General features: G+C 30.3%; 21 protein-coding genes. All 21 read right to left on the bottom strand.

The features are described from left to right. Positions 1-2 precede the first annotated feature (2 nt). Positions 3-872: a dTDP-4-dehydrorhamnose reductase gene (rfbD, locus tag J3U27_RS06940; RefSeq protein WP_267377128.1), complete on the bottom strand. Its 870-nt coding sequence runs from the start codon at positions 870-872 to the stop codon at positions 3-5. 4 nt (positions 873-876) lie between these two features. Then, positions 877-1,410 carry a dTDP-4-dehydrorhamnose 3,5-epimerase gene (rfbC, locus tag J3U27_RS06935; RefSeq protein ID WP_220224958.1) on the bottom strand — a complete coding sequence of 178 codons (534 nt, stop codon included), beginning with the start codon at positions 1,408-1,410 and terminating at the stop codon, positions 877-879. A 2-nt stretch (positions 1,411-1,412) separates the two neighbouring features. Continuing rightward, positions 1,413-2,282, bottom strand: coding sequence for a glucose-1-phosphate thymidylyltransferase RfbA (rfbA, locus tag J3U27_RS06930; RefSeq protein ID WP_065563064.1), 870 nt, complete (start codon positions 2,280-2,282; stop codon positions 1,413-1,415). Between the two features lie 8 nt (positions 2,283-2,290). Then, positions 2,291-3,358 carry a dTDP-glucose 4,6-dehydratase gene (gene rfbB / locus J3U27_RS06925; protein WP_267377127.1) on the bottom strand — a complete coding sequence of 356 codons (1,068 nt, stop codon included), beginning with the start codon at positions 3,356-3,358 and terminating at the stop codon, positions 2,291-2,293. Between the two features lie 42 nt (positions 3,359-3,400). Then, the gene (gene acpS / locus J3U27_RS06920) at positions 3,401-3,763 is read right to left on the bottom strand and encodes a holo-ACP synthase (RefSeq protein WP_267377126.1); all 363 of its coding nucleotides are present in this window, start codon (positions 3,761-3,763) and stop codon (positions 3,401-3,403) included. 13 nt (positions 3,764-3,776) lie between these two features. After that, on the bottom strand, positions 3,777-4,742 hold the full coding sequence (locus J3U27_RS06915) for a glycosyltransferase family 2 protein (protein WP_267377125.1): 966 nt from the start codon (positions 4,740-4,742) through the stop codon (positions 3,777-3,779). After that, on the bottom strand, positions 4,729-5,844 hold the full coding sequence (locus J3U27_RS06910) for a DegT/DnrJ/EryC1/StrS family aminotransferase (protein WP_267377124.1): 1,116 nt from the start codon (positions 5,842-5,844) through the stop codon (positions 4,729-4,731). Before J3U27_RS06910 ends, J3U27_RS06915 begins: the two co-directional genes overlap by 14 nt. Further along, positions 5,831-7,297: a hypothetical protein gene (locus tag J3U27_RS06905; protein ID WP_267377123.1), complete on the bottom strand. Its 1,467-nt coding sequence runs from the start codon at positions 7,295-7,297 to the stop codon at positions 5,831-5,833. The genes J3U27_RS06910 and J3U27_RS06905 overlap by 14 nt, the downstream gene beginning before the upstream one ends. Positions 7,298-7,326: 29 nt before the next feature. Next, positions 7,327-7,857, bottom strand: a complete 531-nt coding sequence (locus J3U27_RS06900) for a GNAT family N-acetyltransferase (protein ID WP_267377122.1) — start codon at positions 7,855-7,857, stop codon at positions 7,327-7,329. After that, positions 7,850-8,593: an SDR family NAD(P)-dependent oxidoreductase gene (locus J3U27_RS06895; protein ID WP_267377121.1), complete on the bottom strand. Its 744-nt coding sequence runs from the start codon at positions 8,591-8,593 to the stop codon at positions 7,850-7,852. The genes J3U27_RS06900 and J3U27_RS06895 overlap by 8 nt, the downstream gene beginning before the upstream one ends. 4 nt (positions 8,594-8,597) lie before the next feature. After that, entirely contained in the window at positions 8,598-8,816 is a 219-nt protein-coding gene (locus tag J3U27_RS06890; protein ID WP_267377120.1) for a hypothetical protein, read from the bottom strand. 5 nt (positions 8,817-8,821) lie between these two features. After that, positions 8,822-9,952, bottom strand: coding sequence for a 3-oxoacyl-[acyl-carrier-protein] synthase III C-terminal domain-containing protein (locus J3U27_RS06885; RefSeq protein ID WP_267377119.1), 1,131 nt, complete (start codon positions 9,950-9,952; stop codon positions 8,822-8,824). Beyond that, complete coding sequence (locus tag J3U27_RS06880) at positions 9,945-11,021, bottom strand: 3-oxoacyl-[acyl-carrier-protein] synthase III C-terminal domain-containing protein (RefSeq protein ID WP_267377118.1); 1,077 nt, start codon at positions 11,019-11,021, stop codon at positions 9,945-9,947. Before J3U27_RS06880 ends, J3U27_RS06885 begins: the two co-directional genes overlap by 8 nt. 7 nt (positions 11,022-11,028) lie before the next feature. Then, the gene (locus J3U27_RS06875; protein WP_267377117.1) at positions 11,029-11,448 is read right to left on the bottom strand and encodes a VOC family protein; all 420 of its coding nucleotides are present in this window, start codon (positions 11,446-11,448) and stop codon (positions 11,029-11,031) included. Further along, a complete protein-coding gene (locus J3U27_RS06870) occupies positions 11,441-13,045 on the bottom strand; it encodes an HAD-IIIC family phosphatase (RefSeq protein WP_267377116.1) in 1,605 nt (534 codons plus the stop codon). The genes J3U27_RS06875 and J3U27_RS06870 overlap by 8 nt, the downstream gene beginning before the upstream one ends. A 10-nt stretch (positions 13,046-13,055) precedes the next feature. Continuing rightward, positions 13,056-13,286: an acyl carrier protein gene (locus tag J3U27_RS06865; protein ID WP_267377115.1), complete on the bottom strand. Its 231-nt coding sequence runs from the start codon at positions 13,284-13,286 to the stop codon at positions 13,056-13,058. Positions 13,287-13,288: 2 nt separating this feature from the next. Continuing rightward, positions 13,289-13,705: a sugar 3,4-ketoisomerase gene (locus J3U27_RS06860; protein WP_267377114.1), complete on the bottom strand. Its 417-nt coding sequence runs from the start codon at positions 13,703-13,705 to the stop codon at positions 13,289-13,291. Between the two features lie 146 nt (positions 13,706-13,851). Next, positions 13,852-15,093, bottom strand: coding sequence for a sigma 54-interacting transcriptional regulator (locus tag J3U27_RS06855; protein WP_267377113.1), 1,242 nt, complete (start codon positions 15,091-15,093; stop codon positions 13,852-13,854). After that, positions 15,074-16,120 (bottom strand): beta-N-acetylhexosaminidase, encoded by a 1,047-nt coding sequence (nagZ, locus tag J3U27_RS06850; RefSeq protein WP_267377112.1) that lies wholly within the window; start codon positions 16,118-16,120, stop codon positions 15,074-15,076. The genes J3U27_RS06855 and nagZ overlap by 20 nt, the downstream gene beginning before the upstream one ends. Continuing rightward, positions 16,120-16,725 (bottom strand): penicillin-binding protein activator LpoB, encoded by a 606-nt coding sequence (locus tag J3U27_RS06845; RefSeq protein WP_267377111.1) that lies wholly within the window; start codon positions 16,723-16,725, stop codon positions 16,120-16,122. Before J3U27_RS06845 ends, nagZ begins: the two co-directional genes overlap by 1 nt. Before the next feature lie 5 nt (positions 16,726-16,730). After that, a complete protein-coding gene (hinT, locus tag J3U27_RS06840; RefSeq protein WP_267330180.1) occupies positions 16,731-17,078 on the bottom strand; it encodes a purine nucleoside phosphoramidase in 348 nt (115 codons plus the stop codon). Positions 17,079-17,291: the final 213 nt, after the last annotated feature.

Below are 17,291 nucleotides of genomic sequence, written 5' to 3'. Positions count from 1 at the left end.
CTTTAACCCTTAATTGAATCAATTTTAGCTATACAAAGTTCAAGTTTTTCAACCATATCTGAACTTAAAATACCATATTGATTTAGTTTTTTCATATCAAGAACAGAATATTTTGGTCTTTTTGCTTTAAATTGAAAAAATGAGGTTTTAACAGGAAAAACTTCCGGTATCTTATTCAATTTGCCTTGATTGGTAGCTGTCGTTATTATTTGCTTGGTAAATGAATACCAAGACATAGATTTATTACCACAATAGTGATAAATACCCCCTACAATATTTTTTTCGATAATACGAATCATCAACTCAGCTAGATCTCCTGCATAGGTTGGACATCCAATCTGATCATCCACTATAGATAATTTATTATTCTGATTGACTAATTTTAAAATAGTTTTTACAAAGTTATTTCCATATTCACTAAATACCCAAGATGTGCGAATTATTATTGCTGATGAATCAACACTCATAACAGCAATTTCACCTTCTCGTTTTGTTTTACCATAGACATTGATAGGATTTGTCAAATCATCTTCTGTATAAGGATATTTTTTTAAACCGTCGAAAACATAATCCGTTGAAATATGGATGAATTTAGCTCTATTTTTTTTTGCCGCTAAAGCCAAGTTTTCTGGACCAAAAACATTAACTTTATAAGCCAAATCGTATTCAGTTTCAGCATTATCAACAGCAGTATATGCAGCTGCATTTACAATTACATCTGGTTTATATTTAGCAATCCATTTTTCGACATTGGATCTATCGCTAATATCCAGTTCAAAATGATTTGCAGTAATCAATTGCCAATTATTAGGATATATATCACAAAAGCACTGTCCTACTTGACCTTGAGCACCAGTTAACAAAACTTTCATTAAGTTATAATAATTCCTGTAAAGTTTTACCTAATTTATCTTTATCTGATAATATTGGATTTTTCATCGGCCAATTAATATTAATAGTAGGATCATTCCACGACAAGCATTCCTCAGAACTTGGATTATAATAATCAGTACATTTATATTCAAAAGCAGCAAAATCAGATAAAACTTGAAAACCATGTGCAAATCCAGGTGGAACCCATAATTGAGTATGATTATCTGATGACAAAATCATGCCCACCCATTTACCAAAAGTCTTAGAATCCTTTCTTATATCTACTGCAACGTCAAAAACTTTACCTTGAACAACTCTCAGTAATTTTCCTTGAGGATTATCTTTTTGGAAATGCAATCCGCGTAATACATTTTTATATGAATATGAGTAATTATCTTGGACAAAGTCATATTCAATCCTTAATAACTTTTGATAAAGTTTCTTCTGAAAAATTTCAAAAAAATGACCTCTATTATCTTTATAAATTCTTGGCTGAATAATTTTCAGCCCAGGAATTGTTGTTTCAAAAATTTGCATAATTAAATCTTTTCAACTAATTGATATAAATATTGACCATATAAAGTTTTTTTAGCATCTAACGCCTCCCTTCTCACCTGTTCCGCACTCAACCAGCCATTTCTAAATGAAATTTCTTCTAAACAGGCAACTTTTAATCCCTGCCTTTTTTCGATAATTTGGACAAAAGATGATGCTTCAAGCAAGCTATCGTGGGTTCCTGTATCAAGCCAAGCAAATCCTCTACCAAGGATCTCAACATTCAATAATCCAGAATCTAAATACATTTGATTAAGTGTAGTTATTTCTAATTCTCCGCGGCTCGATGGCTTAACTTGTTTTGCCATCTCGACTACATTTTCATCATAAAAATAAAGTCCTGTCACAGCCCAATTTGATTTCGGTTTAATGGGTTTTTCTTCAATAGACAGTGCTTTGAAATTTATATCAAAATCTACAACCCCAAAACGTTCAGGATCTACGACTTGATAACCAAAAATAGTCGCTCCTACTTTGTTAGCTACAACTTTCTCCAACTTTTTACCAAAACTTTCACCAAAAAAAAGGTTGTCACCCAAAATAAGAGCACAACGTTGTTTTTGAATAAACTCCTCACCTATAATAAATGCCTGAGCTAAACCTTCAGGTTTTGCTTGTACTGCATAACTTAGTTTAATTCCAAAGCGAGAACCATCACCTAATAATCGTTGAAACATAGGCATGTCATCCGGAGTTGTAATAATTAAAATATCACGAATCCCAGCTATCATTAATACTGATAATGGATAATAAATCATTGGTTTATCATAAATAGGTAATAACTGTTTAGATACACCTCGAGTTATAGGATAAAGACGGGTTCCTGAACCACCTGCAAGCACTATACCTTTCATAAATATTCCTATTTTTTGATTATCCCTTGTCGCGAACTTATATATGTACCATCTTTGATATGCTCACACCAACTTTTGTGATCTAGATACCATTGTACTGTTTTTCTCATTCCGCTTTTAAAAGTTTCTTGAGGTTGCCATCCTAAGTCTTTATATATTTTTGATGCATCAATTGCATATCGCTGATCATGCCCAGGTCTATCAGTTACATACGTGATTAGATCTTTATAGTGATTAACACCATTAGGTTTAATTTGCACTAACTCTTCAAGCAAATCACAGATTATATTCACAACATCAATATTTTTTTGTTCATTGTGCCCACCAATATTATAGGTTTCACCTACAATGGCTTTAGTCGCAACTAAATAAAGTGCTCTAGCATGATCTTCAACATATAACCAATCCCTTATTTGCTGACCATTTCCATAAACAGGTAACGGTTTGCCTTCAATTGCATTAAGTATTGTTAGAGGAATTAGCTTTTCAGGAAAATGATACGGCCCATAGTTATTAGAGCAGTTCGTAATAATAGTAGGTAAACCAAATGTTCTATACCAAGCACGGACTAAATGATCGCTTGAAGCTTTTGAAGCTGAATAAGGGCTACTTGGTGAATAAGGCGTTCTTTCAGTAAATAGATCATTGGTACCATGTAAGTCACCATATACTTCATCAGTAGAAATATGATGAAAACGAAAATTATTTTTCTTATCTTTTTCTAAACTATGCCAATATGTTAAAGCTGATTCCAAAAGCGTATATGTACCAATTATATTTGTTTCAATAAATACTGATGGATTATCAATAGAACGGTCAACATGACTTTCAGCAGCTAAATGCATTATAATATCAGGTTTAAAATCATTCAGAATATTGTCAATAGCTTTTCGATCACAAATATCAACTTGTCTGAAATTAAAGCGATTATTTTTAGATACTTCATCTAAAGATTCCAAATTACCAGCATATGTTAATTTATCAATAACTAATACATGATGTTCAGTTTCTTCTATAATATAGCGTACAACAGCAGAACCTATAAATCCAGCTCCACCAGTAATAATAAATTTCATATGTTATCAATCCTAATCATTAGCATATTTAAAATAAATCTTTTAAATATTATTCTTACTTATAATAGCCACAGCCATTGCTGTATCTTTATCATGAGATAAACTTATTTTAATATCCAAATTTTCATAGCCTTTTTTTAAAATTCTTACTATTGGATAATTCGTTTTTCTATCATTTTCAATTTCTATTTCATGAATTAATATATTATTTATACCAATACCACTTAATGCTTTAATTACTGCTTCTTTAGCACAGAATCTGACAGCTAGATGTTGTGCTGGGTAGGATTTTGATAAACAATAATCAAGCTCTATTAATGAAAATATTTTTTCTAAGAAAACAGTATTAGAAACTTTATCTACAAACCTGTTAATTTTTTCAACATCACATCCAACAGAAAACATCATTTAATCCAATTTAAAGAAATTTTTTGCTAATAATTAAATCAATTCCGCAAAAATGTAATACCCACATTTTTACACTGTTTTTTCTATATCTACGTATTTCAATTATGTTATAAATTAAGTTTACTCTTTTAGTTAATTTTCCAAATAAAAAACAATTAAGTACCTCTTTATTGACATTTTTAAAATTTGTTTTAGTTAACAAAATATTTTCATACTGTAATGTCAAATCATATAAATTCTGGATTTTTTCACTTTGTTTAATAGTGTTACTCTGATGCCACCTATAAGAAAAAAGCACTTTATCTAAATATTTAATTTTCGAATACTTAGATATTTGAAGATTCATAAACCAATCTTCTAGCGGAGCATTTTCATTATTTAGCCCAGTTTTGTCATATATTGATTTTCGAACTAAATAACCATTGGGAATATGATTACCTCGATATAAATATAAATAAGAACCAAAATTCGTGCCTAATTGTTTAATTTTTAGAAATTCTGCAAATGTTTTATAACAAGCATTCGCTTCATTATAAGTGATATTCCTTTTTTTATCCCAGTAACAAACTATACCATTACTATCGATAATTTCATTATTTCCGACAACTAAAGCATACTCTTTATGTTTTTCTAAAAAACAAACTTGATCTGTAATAGCGTTCGGTTTTGCTAAATCATCTGATGCAATATAATATAAGTATTCGCCATGCGACAACTTTATAAGTTCATTGCAAGTTAGACCAATACCTCGATTTTTTTGTTTCTTGAAATAAACATTTACAAAATGTTCTTTACAAACGTTTTCCATTTCAAGTGTTTTTTCAAATGTTAAATCAGTTGAACCGTCATCAATAATAATTAATTCAATTTTCTCATAAGTTTGAGAAATAATTGATTCTATTGTTTTCTGTACAAAAGTTTCATGGTTATATGATGAAATCAGTACAGAAACTAGAGGTAACTTATCGATATTCATTTATTACCTGAACAACTTTTTTAATTTCCTCATCAGTCATTACAGGACTGATTGGTAGTGATAAAACTTCTCTATGTATTTTCTCAGTAATAGGTAAACTCAATTCATTCCATTCTTTATATGCTACTTGCTTATGAATAGGAATTGGATAATGAATTAATGTTTGTATTCCATATTCCAATAAATAATTTTGTAAATGTTCTCTATTTTTTGTTCTTATTACAAATAAATGCCACACATGCATTTCTTCAACAGATGACTTTGGCAAAATAATTAATGGATTGGTTATATTGTTAATATAATAATTGGCAATACTACGCCTTTTTTTATTATCATTATCTAGATGAGGTAATTTAACATTTAAGACTGCAGCTTGAATTTCATCTAATCTTGAATTTTCGCCTTTATATAAATTAACATATTTTTGATTTGAACCATAATTAGCCAATGCTTTAACTTTCAAATACAAATCTTTATCATTTGTTGTAATCGCACCACCATCACCTAAACAACCTAAATTTTTCCCAGGGTAAAAAGAAAAACCACTGGCATCACCAAGATTACCAACTCTTCTACCTTTATAAATAGCACCATGAGCTTGAGCTGAATCTTCAATTATTTTTAAGTTGTATTTTTCAGCTAATTGCCATACATCACTCATATCAACTGCTTGTCCATATAAATGAACAACCATAATAGCCTTAGTTTTAGGTGTAATCGCTTTCTCAATAAGTTTTGTATCAATATTATAAGTATTTATATCTGGTTCAACTAATACTGGTTTACAACCATTAGCTGAAATTGCCAGTACTGATGCAATATAAGTATTAGCAGGAACAATAATTTCATCATTAGAAGCAAATCCATATGCTTTGATTATTAGATCAAGCGCATCTAAACCGTTTGCTACACCAATTGCATATTTTGTTCCACAATATTCTGAGAAAGTTTCTTCAAAAGCTTTATTCTCATCACCTTGTAAATACCAACCTTTATCGAATATTTGTTCAATTTTCTGTTGTATTGCTATTTGGTATTGATTATTTATTTTCTTAAGATCTAAAAATTTTATTTCATTTATTTCTTCTTCATTTTTTTTCATCAAAATTTTTTCCTCTTAATTTTTCTTTCTCAATACAGTCTGGAAATGAATATCCAGTTTGAATATTTAATGCAAATAACTTAATAAAGAATAGATAAAATTTACAAGCATTAAACTTTTTATAAGATTTCCATAATGGAATCTTAAATAAATAATATTTTTTCGAATATTGTGCATATTTAGCACTAAACAATCTAAATCTCCCAAATAATAAAAAATGTCTTTCCCTAGGAGATAAATAAAGTTTATAGATACTGACACCAAAAATATAAATTGATTTTTTGATAAAAGAATTGTAAGGCATAACTTTAAATAATTTTTTTAAATCTTTATATGTTAATGAGGTATTATAAAGAGCTTCAACAAATATATTACCAATTTTTTTAATATTGGCATGGTGTTCAACAAGATAATTATAACTTTTTTCCCCAAACTCTTTTTTTAACCCTTTATCATAAATATCTTCTATAACTTTATCAATTTGTTGAGCTTTAGGATTAATATTATCTTTTTCATTCGTTTGACCCAACTGAAGTCCTTGCGCATCAAAAATCCATAAAAATTTATTAATAGATATCGGAATATTTGTTTCGTGCATACCTATTACTGGTATTTTTAATGCAGCACCATTAAGCATAGATGTTCCCATAGCAAATAATACATCAATATTATTTGTAATGTAATTATCCCTATCCTCATTAATCATTCGACCACAGAAAATAAAGGTTATTTTATCTTCATATTTTTCAACAATATGCTTCAATTCATTTTCGTATAATCCATTCCCAATAATATGAAAATACTTAGGTCTTGAATCTTTACTTTTATATAAGCACTCTAATAAATTAATTAAAGATAAACACTTAGTATATGCTAGTCGACCAAGCCAACCAAAATTAATTTGTTTTTTAGATATAAGTTTAGGAGAACTTTTAAGTACTTTAGAACTTATCGGAAAATAGATAGGTAAATAAGGTTGAGGAAAAACAACACCTAGCGGTTTACCTCCTCTTACAGCACAACCTTCATCAATAGAAAGGACCGCATCTTTTTTTTTCAACAAATATCCTAATTTATTTATTTCATTTTTTTGGCAAAGAATGTCCCACCCAATTATCGTTTCCCACAAAATAGTTAATATACGCACATTCTGTCGATTAGCTATTCGAGAAATCGTTGTTATTCTATCCAATGGAGTAAAAAGTATTGAATTTTCATCTAATTTAAAATAATAATTATTAGGGTCGTAAGCAATATACTCAACTCGCTCATCTTGGAAATTAGTAGTTATTGTTCCATCAATAAAGTCAATTACGGCAACTTGAATGTTTGTATAATCTAATAAATATTTCATTAAATTAATTAAAAAAGGCTCTCCACCACCTGACGGAATATAAGAAGGAAAATAAAAATAAACTTTATTAACAAGATTCTCATTTTTTATTTTATTCACGATATCAACTTTACCTTGATTATAAAAAATCATAAAAGACCATAAAAATAATCTTTTAAACTATCAAAATCATTTTTATTTAAAACAAAATACAAGTTATCTTCATCTTGACTGATTTCTTTTGCACCTTTCATTTTATGATAATTAATTACTTTATTATTACCCTTCCTTACATCAAAATAATTATTTTGTAAATTTAAAATATCAAAAACACAATGCTGCAATAATAAATCACCCTCTATTACTTCCTGTACAGAAGCACCATTTTTCATCAACCAACTACCACCAGTACATTCATTATCTTTAATATTATAAAGTCTGACTGTACCTAATGGTTCTTTTACCTTATTTTCAATAATGAAATAGTATTCATTATTCAATTTTTTATAATTATTTAAATAGTCTATTTGTTTTTTTAAATCATTTTCTGTCTTATGTAAAAACTTAGATTTAGACTCATCGGTTCTCAAAGATAAAATGAATTCTGCATCGTCTATTTCTACTTCACGTAAGTTAACATGCTTGCCGATAATAGGATCAGGAATTTTTATTTTATCCAAAGCAACCTCCATCCATAATATAATTTTGACCAGTAATCCAACGAGCTTTATCTGATAATAAAAATGTAGACATTTCAGCTATATCGCTAGGTTTACCTATACCTAAAGCATAATTCGAAACATCTGCCCCAATTGATTCCTTATTTTTAAAATACATTGGAGTTTCAACGAAAGCCGGAGATATACAATTACAACGTACTCCTCTTGATGCTACTTCTTTACTGATAGATTTAGCTGAGGCAATCAGAGCGGCTTTAGATGCAGCATATAATGACTGTCCTTTTTCAGGATAAACACCTGCGGTAGAAGCAATAAAAATGATACTAGCTCCTGAACCAACATTAACCCTTTTATCTATAAAACCCTTTGCTAAAAAGAGAGGTGCAAAATAATTAATATCGAATAATAATTTTCCATTATTGAGATCTAATGCTTGAATAGGTGAAGGCATATCCATTCCAGCACTACATACCATTCCAGTAAATTTACCATATTTATCTTTTAAAGCTTTAATATAATTTGGTAATTCACCTATATCCTCTGAAAGATCTTTCTGTTCGATAAGCAAAGCTTCTGGCGTTTCAGATTGCTTTTTTAGTAATAACAATCTTTCTTGATTCCTACCTATAGCAACAACAGTTGCTCCCAATTTATTTAAGAAAAGTGAAATTTCTTGCCCAATACCTGAACTAGCCCCAGTAACAATAAATATCTGTTCTTTTGAAAAAGAATTCATTATGTTAGATTCCTGCTTTAATTGCTACATCATCTATTGTTTTCATATTTTGAAAATCATCAAATACGACTTTAACACCAAAATTTTGGTCCAGAAAAGCAACCGTTGCCAATTTTGCTAAAGAATCCCACTCTTCTATATCATCTAGGATCATATCAAACGATAAAATATCTTCAGTTTGCAAAATATCTTGAAACTTTTCTAAAAATTCTTCTCTATTCATAAAATTTACCCTTCTTTAAATTGTTTAGCCCAATATAAGGCTTGTTCCATTCTTGTTGAACTTTTAGATGGATTCTTCATTACAGAAACACCACCATTATATATATCTTTAATATTAACTACAGCTGCTCCCCATGACAATCCCACACCAAATGCTGAAATTAATATATGGTTTACAATATTATTGTTTAGTTGATCACAAATAACCGTTGCTACGGAATTAGTGGAATTATTACCATATTTTGAAAAGGTTTCCGATGAGGTTTTGTCTGACGGGATATTTGCGATTCTTGCAACATTTTCTACAATTTGTTTATTTGCCTGATGAATAACAAAATAGTCTATTTCAGATATATCTTTTTGAGAAAACTCTAATACTTGTTTGATATTTTTAGGAGCAACATCCATTGTGAAATTAAAAACATCCATTCCGTGTAAAATTTCATCACCAATAAACCATACGTTACCTGCTGCATCAACTTCGCTTATATTAACAATATCTTCTTTTATCGGAAGTTTTCGTCCTCCCGCTGGAACTATAATTCTATCCCACCCTTTACCATCAGTCCCTAAAGAAAAATAAGCTGAATTATCTTCTGAAGAGTATGTTATGTAAGTTGCAGACGCGGCATCACCAAATAATGGATTACATTTTCTATTTGCAACATTAGAATGAGTGCTAGGTGCATCGCCAGCAACTAATAATACATTTTTGGCTGCCCCACTTGCTATTAAAGAATGAACCATCCATAGACCATAAACATATCCAGAGCAACCCAAACTAATATCAAATGTAGCACAATTTGGACTTAATGAGAGCCTGCCATGTAAAATACATGACGATGAAGGCAATAAATAGTCTGGACTTTGACATACAAGCACTAATGCATCTATATCATTTCGATCTATACTCATATCCGTTATTAATTTATTAGCAGCAGCTTCACATAAATCAATTGCTGTAGTATCCCCCATGACAACATGACGTTTTCCAAAACCAATCATTCTTTTTGCTCGTTCAAGCTTTTTAGTATTATTATCAAAATACTTTATTTCATCATCAATGTTGATAATATTTTCAGGAACAATTGTTGTGATACCTTTAATACAACTATTTTTTAAACAAACGTTACTCATTTTTTTCTCCAGAATAAATTTGAGGAGTTAAAATAGTAATATCATCTAAAGCCAATTGACAGGCTCCCCATGACAAGCCTATTCCAAAGCCTTGAATTATGACTTGAGTAGAAGAGTTAATTTTATCAAATAATGTTGCACATATTGTTCCTGGTATTGCAGCACTATTTTGATTACCAAAATCAGAAAAAATAACAGGAACTTTTTCTTTTGGTAATTGAGCTGATTTAGAAATAGTATCAACTATGTATTTATTTCCTTGGTGAAATAAGAAATAATCTATTTCATCTTTCATTTTACCTGAATATTCCAAAATATCTTTTAGCAAAGGAGGCTGTTCAGTTAAAGTAAAATTGAATATTTCAAAACCATTCATATAAATATTTTCTTGGCTTCTTGTATTTCCATCTTTATCAATGATCTCTTTTCGAGTTTCCTCTGAAGAAGGCAAACGATATGCACCAGCAGGCTGTAACATATGTTTTACACCTGTACCATCAGATTTCAAAATAAAATATGATGGTGCATTTTTTTCTGTTTTTTCAATTATAGTTGCCGAACCAGCATCACAAAATAAAGGATATTCTGTTCTATCTTTAGGGTTTGCTGATTTACTTAATGTGTCTCCTGTTAGTAATAATATTCTATTTAATCCAGATGATACCATCATATAAGATAACCAAAGACCATACACAAATCCAGAACAACCTAGTTCAACATCAAGCGCCAATGTTTCCTTAGGAAATTGGAGCTTTTCATGTATAACATGAGCATTACCTGGCATAAAATAATCTGGAGTTTGTGTAACAAATATAATTGCATCAATGTCATTTACAGATATCTTTGTTTCACATAATAGTCTTCTAGCAGCATCTTCACATAAATCACACGTTGTCGTATCTTGTGCAGCAACATAGCGTGTACCAAAACCGATTGTTTTTTTTAGTCTAGCTAAAAAGGCATCATCATTATTATAATAAAAGGGATCATCATCAATAACTCTTTTATTTTCACCTAAAGTAATCGACATACCTTTTATCGTAACATTATTAAAATGGGATTTTGCCATATTAAGATTATCCTTTATTTATTTGAACTAACTCAACCATCATCATATTTTTTAACATTAAAAAACAAATTTTGCTAAAAAATGTTGCTTTAGTTATTGGTACAACGACTATAGCTTTGTTGCTAGCTATTAGTGAAGCAACATCTTTTTCAATATCATTTGTCTCATAAGCAAAATGATAAAATTTAATCCCCTTTTCTAAACATGATGTTAATGGTCCTTTATCAGTTAAATTTTCTAATAACTCAAGAGTGGGTTGCCCTTTTGCTTCAATAAAAATACCTTTTATGCCCTGAATATTATCACAAAAAAAATCTGATGATTCTTTATAGCCAAGCATCTTATAATAAGCTAGCTCTTTTTCAATATTGCGAGTTGCTACACCAATATGGTGAAATTTTAAATTAAAAGTTAATGCACTATTCATTATTAACAATCTCGATTTTTATTCCATCAGTAATTATTTCATTAGGAACAGAACACAAAATATAACCATTTTTTTCAAGGTTATTGTTATAAAATTCACTTAACCATTTTAAAGCAGGAGTATTTCTTTCTCCTTTTTTATAATTTATTTTTATTTTATCAATAGTTTGTAATTTATCTTTACCCAGTTTAAACATAAATGGAATCATTATCGACTCTAAATTGCGTCCTAGCGCTCTACAACTTACAGTCAATTCATTCAAAATCAATATGTTACTTTCAATATCTTTAGATAAAACTAAAATAGCAATAATACCACTATCGGATAGATTATCAGACATTGAAGCAGTTATTACACAACTTTTATCTGATTTTAATAAATTAGTTAACTCCAACTCACTATAACGCTGGTAATTTAAAATAAATTGATTTGTTTTACCTAAAAGCTCAGCACATCTAGGTATTTTTGCAACATCATTGATGGAAAAACAAAGCTTTATTCCTAATTTTTTAAAGTAATCTTGAGGTGAAAGAGTTTTAGCCATTATGCTTCTTTCTTTATTAGCTCGGATATCTTTATCTCGAATTAAATCTTCATTTGATTTTTTTAGCTTCATTAAGCCTGGATAATATTTTACAATTTGCGCAGTCTGATTACTGTCATTAGCCAATATAGTCTTAAGACCTAACCCATTTGTATTTTCAATTTCTGCAGGATTATCATCAATGAACAACATAGCATCTGTGCCAATATTAAGTTCATGAGCCAAACTTTTTATATTTTCATATTTTGAATTCCAATTAACTCGGATGGCAGTAAAATCTTCTAATCTCAAAATAAAATCAGTTCTTTTCTTAAAAAGCTCTATAACATCACTTTCTTCATTTTTTGACGCTAAACAAAGAAACATGCCATTATCTTTCAATTTTTTTACTTCTTTTTGTAGTTCTAAATTAGGAAGTAAACAATCAACTCCATCCTCACCCAGTATACCTTGATATAGCGTGTTATCTAGATCGAGAATAACAGCTTTAATAATAGGCTTAAAAACCGCCGGTATATACTGTAAACCTATCACTCTGGCACAATATAAACTGGCTTTATTAGATAATCTCGTTCCTGAATAAGGTTCTTTTATTAAATCAAAAGCATCATCTTTCAATAAATTCAATTCTTGATTTAAAGAAAATATATAACAATCAGGAATATTATTTGATAAAATAATTTCAGTTTTATTTCCAATGCAAATAAAAATAATTGGAGAATCAGATAACCCTCTTAAAGCTTGTGCTCTTTCATTAATAAAGCCAGAGATATCATCCATCTTATACCGAGCAACATCTAACCAAATTAAATTCAAATCAGCATTTAATTGCTGAAAATTTAAACTGTCATCATAGCTACTATATATATATTCTGCAGAAAGTTCTGAAAAAGCCAAAAAAGAATTTAAAACGCTAGCTATCATTTCGAAGGAATGATTTCTATATACAGCTATTTTTATTTTTTGGTAATTTTTCTCAGGCTCTATAGATAATAAATTAAATCTTTTTAGATCATTTGCAAAAAGAGTCTTAATTAAAATATTAGTATTCAATTAATTTATCCTATAAATTTCTAATTTCTTCTATGATTTTTGACATTGAAGTTAAAGTTGGAATTGTTTCTGGTTTAAAAGTTATCCCAAGTTCTTCTTCTAATACCATTATTACTTCAATATGTTTCATAGAGTCCCATTTGGGTTCTGAATCCATTGATAAATTATCGTTTATATTAATTGTTCGTTTAAATAAGGTTGAAAAAATTTCAACAATTTTATCATTTAATTGATTTGACATTTTTATTCCTTTGTTTGTATTTGTGTCATATAAAAACTTTCATATTCTCTTATATAGTCATTTTCATCATAAAAATCATCCGCTAGAACTACCAGTACCGCATTTTCAGAAAAATTTTGCATTATATGCCACACTGGTCCTTCGAGAACAAGACCTATATTCGGAGAGTTTAACGAATATGTTTGTTTTTTATTTTGATATTCACAATAAATATCAACTGAACCTGATACTGCTATCAATAATTGCTTTAATTTTTTATGGGCGTGAAATCCTCTTGAAATATTTTTTTTGGTACTATAGATATAGTACATACGTTTGATATCGAAACCAATATTTCTACTATTTTCTAATGAAATTAAGGATCCTCTGTCATCCCCTAAAAGATTAAAATTAACCAGTTCTGCTTTTGGTTTTATCATGTGAATAAACTCTGTTAACTTAAAATTAAACTTTTGTAAAGTACACCATTTACGAAATAATTGGAAATATTTTTATAATATTGGGTGAAAAAGGTTAATAATAACCACAACTATTGTAAATCAAAAATCGCTAATTTTTCTTGATTCTACCGCCCCACCCCATAATCCCTAAGCTTATTAGCAATCGCAGTATGCGATACACCCAATCTTTTTGCGAGTTTTCTAGAGCTTGGATATTCGGTATACAAGCTTTTTAAAACTTCTTTTTCGAATTGTTTGGTCATTTCATCAAGTGTTTTATTTTCGATATCATTGATCCAAGAAACTTGGGTCGATGTTATCGTAGGTAGAACAATATCTTTTACTGTTAATTGTGATGATGTCAATTGAGATAATGCGGAATAAAGTACATTTTTAAGCTGTCTTACATTACCTGGCCAAGAGTATTGCGTTAAGTAAGGAATAACATCCTGACTCACTTTTGGCGGTGTAATACCTTGCTTATTAGCAAATTCATCAATGAAAATATGAGTAAGTGGTTCTATGTCATCCTTGCGCTCTTTTAGTGAAGGTAAATTTAAAGACAATACATTCAAGCGATAATAAAGATCTTTCCTAAACTTTCCTTGTTCCACCAACTCAGCTAAATCAACTTTAGTCGCACAGATGATTCTAACATCAACGTAAACTTCGTTATCGTCACCTACTCTTCGAAAATATCCATCATTAATAAAACGTAATAATTTGGTTTGCATTTGGAATGACATCTCATCAATGCCATCAAGTAATACAGAACCACCATTTGCTTGCTCAAAAAAACCTTTTTTACTTTCAACTGCTCCGGGATAAGCGCCTGCTGCATGTCCATAAAGTTCACTTTCAACAACATCATCGGGCATTGCTGCACAATTTAAACCTAAAAAAGCTTTATCACCCCTAGGACTATATTGGTGACATGCGCTAGCTAATAAATCTTTACCAGTCCCAGTTTCACCAGTGATTAGTAATGGTTCTCGTTGCACCGAAAATGCTTTAGCTTGAGCAATCAACTTTTGCATAGCTTGACTTTGAACGGCAAAAATATCAAAAGCATGACTGCCAACAACATTGATTTTTGATAGTCGTCTTTTTAAATATTCAACCGGTTGTAAAACAAAAGTAATTTTGAATGATTCACGGACTTTTTGCAATAAAAAATACTGCGAATTTAAAACAATAATAGCATCATCATGCTGAGCTAAATTGAATGCTGCATCCAAATTAAATACATTTTGATAATCAAATTTTTGATTTAAATTCAATAAATTAACAGAAAATAGCGCTTTTGCTACATTATTATAAGCCAACAGTTTTGAATTATTATCGATTTCAATGATGGCTGCTTGCATTATAATTATCCCACTTTTCATTTAACTTCATTAAATTGTTATGACGAACTTGCCACTCATGGCTATTAATTAAGTCAACACAATTGATTTTAGTTGTCGTCAATAACTGTTTTGCTTTATCAGTTAGTAATGATTGTTTTTTATTTAAATTAGTCAACGCATCTAAAATAGCTAATGTGCCATTGCGGTTATTACATGCCAATAATAAATCACAACCAGCATTAAGTGCAGCTTCTGCTCGTTGAGCATGATTACCTAAAATCGCTGCACCTTCCATTGATAAATCATCCGAAAATATAATGCCATTAAAATGTAATTGTTCACGTAATACAGTTTTAAGCCAAAATGCTGATCCGCTAGCTGGTTTATCATTAAATTCAGGATAAATGACGTGAGCAGGCATAATGGCATCAAGTTTCTTTTCTGCGATCAATTTTGCAAAGATCTGCATATCATTTTCAATAAGTGCTTTAGATCGATGATCAATTGGTGTTTCTTTATGAGAATCAGCAATCACATGACCATGACCGGGAAAATGTTTACCCGTTGTTTTCATCCCTGCACAATGCATACCATCAATCATAGATGATGCAATTTGATAAGCAATATTGATATCTGAATGAAAGGATCGACTACCTATTGCTAAACACTCATGGCCTAAATCTAATACCGGCGCATAACTAAGATCGATATCGTAGGCAATCAATTCTATAGCCAACAACCAGCCAGCATCGAAGGCCAATGATTTAGCCTTTTCGATATCATTAAGCAATGCGAATGATTGAGCAGGAGGAATATGGGTAAAACCTTTTTTAAAGCGTTGAACTCGCCCCCCCTCATGATCGACCGAAATTAATAAACGCTCAGATGTGGTAGCACGAATCTGTTTAATAAGTTCAGTTAATTGTTCTGGATCTTCGTAATTACGACTAAATAAGATGATACCTGCAACCAACGGATTTTGTAGAAGCTTTACATCATCATTAGTTAACGATGTTCCTTGCACATCAATCAATAAAGGCCCCATTATTCCGCAGCCCCTTGAACATTATTCGATGGCATATCTTTTGATGTTACCCGTTGTAAAATTTCACCAGTTTGCGTTGAAAGTAACTCCATAGAAAGGTTTGCATTATCATTTTCTGATGGAGATTTATAAAGTGTAGTAAAAAGCACATATCCAGCATTCATTGATTTTGCTAAGCCTATCATTTTGCTTCGTGATACAAGTTTATCATCAGCCGAAATACCTAATGCTTGTTTGGCTCGGTTGATAGATTGCCTATCAGCGACAGTAAAAAGATTTTGTTTATTCATTAAGCTATGTAACGTTTCATCAACCTGATTTGTTGCTAAATAATCTCCACTGCGATTTTGAATATCACTAATCAACAAAACTTTATTGCCTTCAATTGAGGATGAAGATTGCATTATTTTATTTACAAGTGGTGATAAAATTGTATTCCAATCAATTGTCTTTGCAATCTGTGGAGGCGTATCTACTACACCTGGATCACTCGGTGTTTCAATTGGGGCTTTAACTTCAGTTTTTTGATTAGAACCTAAAAGTTGACAACCAGCCAAGCTTAAAGCCAGCATACTAATTACTGCGGTACGTTTTAACTGTTTCATATAAGTTAACCTATTAATCGCCCTAAATTTTTACCACCCAATAAATGCATATGAATATGAAAGACTTCTTGTCCCGCATCCTTATTACAATTCATAATTAGACGGTAACCACTCTCATCAATACCTTCCTGCTTGGCAATTTTAGCTGCCACTACCACCATATGACCAAGCAAAGCTTCATCAGACGCTTCTATATGATTTATGGTTGGAATCAATTTATTGGGAATAATTAAGATATGTGTAGGAGCTTGAGGCGAAATATCTCGAAATGCAGTAACTTTATCATCTTGAAAGACAATATCAGAAGGAATTTCACGGCGAATAATCTTACTAAAAATGGTTTCTTCAGCCATATAAACACTCCCTAAAAAAATAGCTATTAATTTTAAATTTTTATTCTGTTAAGAATAGCATACTTTAATGACAAAAATGTATAGATATCGTTACATTTTTATATTTACGCTTCATATTTTGATAAAAAAAGTTGAGGAACGGGGTTTTTGAGGGAGCTAGTAGCCGTTTTTTTGATGATTAAGACTATATTTTCCTCGTAAATAGCCAAATCG

The sequence above is a fragment of the Gilliamella sp. B2911 genome, from assembly GCF_026536965.1.
Lineage (GTDB): Bacteria > Pseudomonadota > Gammaproteobacteria > Enterobacterales > Orbaceae > Gilliamella > Gilliamella apicola_E.
Note: the sequence above shows the minus strand (reverse complement) of the source record. Positions and strands in the feature narration are given on the sequence as shown.

Coding starts and splice junctions, on each gene's coding strand:
- rfbA (WP_065563064.1), bottom strand. CDS start 2,282: ATGAAAGGTATAGTGCTTGCAGGTGGTTCAGGAACCCGTCTTTATCCT.
- rfbC (WP_220224958.1), bottom strand. CDS start 1,410: ATGCAAATTTTTGAAACAACAATTCCTGGGCTGAAAATTATTCAGCCA.
- hinT (WP_267330180.1), bottom strand. CDS start 17,078: ATGGCTGAAGAAACCATTTTTAGTAAGATTATTCGCCGTGAAATTCCT.
- J3U27_RS06885 (WP_267377119.1), bottom strand. CDS start 9,952: ATGAGTAACGTTTGTTTAAAAAATAGTTGTATTAAAGGTATCACAACA.
- nagZ (WP_267377112.1), bottom strand. CDS start 16,120: ATGGGGCCTTTATTGATTGATGTGCAAGGAACATCGTTAACTAATGAT.
- J3U27_RS06880 (WP_267377118.1), bottom strand. CDS start 11,021: ATGGCAAAATCCCATTTTAATAATGTTACGATAAAAGGTATGTCGATT.
- J3U27_RS06855 (WP_267377113.1), bottom strand. CDS start 15,093: ATGCAAGCAGCCATCATTGAAATCGATAATAATTCAAAACTGTTGGCT.
- rfbB (WP_267377127.1), bottom strand. CDS start 3,358: ATGAAATTTATTATTACTGGTGGAGCTGGATTTATAGGTTCTGCTGTT.
- J3U27_RS06860 (WP_267377114.1), bottom strand. CDS start 13,705: ATGATAAAACCAAAAGCAGAACTGGTTAATTTTAATCTTTTAGGGGAT.
- J3U27_RS06875 (WP_267377117.1), bottom strand. CDS start 11,448: ATGAATAGTGCATTAACTTTTAATTTAAAATTTCACCATATTGGTGTA.
- J3U27_RS06895 (WP_267377121.1), bottom strand. CDS start 8,593: ATGAATTCTTTTTCAAAAGAACAGATATTTATTGTTACTGGGGCTAGT.
- J3U27_RS06915 (WP_267377125.1), bottom strand. CDS start 4,742: ATGAATATCGATAAGTTACCTCTAGTTTCTGTACTGATTTCATCATAT.
- J3U27_RS06865 (WP_267377115.1), bottom strand. CDS start 13,286: ATGTCAAATCAATTAAATGATAAAATTGTTGAAATTTTTTCAACCTTA.
- J3U27_RS06910 (WP_267377124.1), bottom strand. CDS start 5,844: ATGAAAAAAAATGAAGAAGAAATAAATGAAATAAAATTTTTAGATCTT.
- acpS (WP_267377126.1), bottom strand. CDS start 3,763: ATGTTTTCTGTTGGATGTGATGTTGAAAAAATTAACAGGTTTGTAGAT.
- J3U27_RS06845 (WP_267377111.1), bottom strand. CDS start 16,725: ATGAAACAGTTAAAACGTACCGCAGTAATTAGTATGCTGGCTTTAAGC.
- J3U27_RS06890 (WP_267377120.1), bottom strand. CDS start 8,816: ATGAATAGAGAAGAATTTTTAGAAAAGTTTCAAGATATTTTGCAAACT.
- rfbD (WP_267377128.1), bottom strand. CDS start 872: ATGAAAGTTTTGTTAACTGGTGCTCAAGGTCAAGTAGGACAGTGCTTT.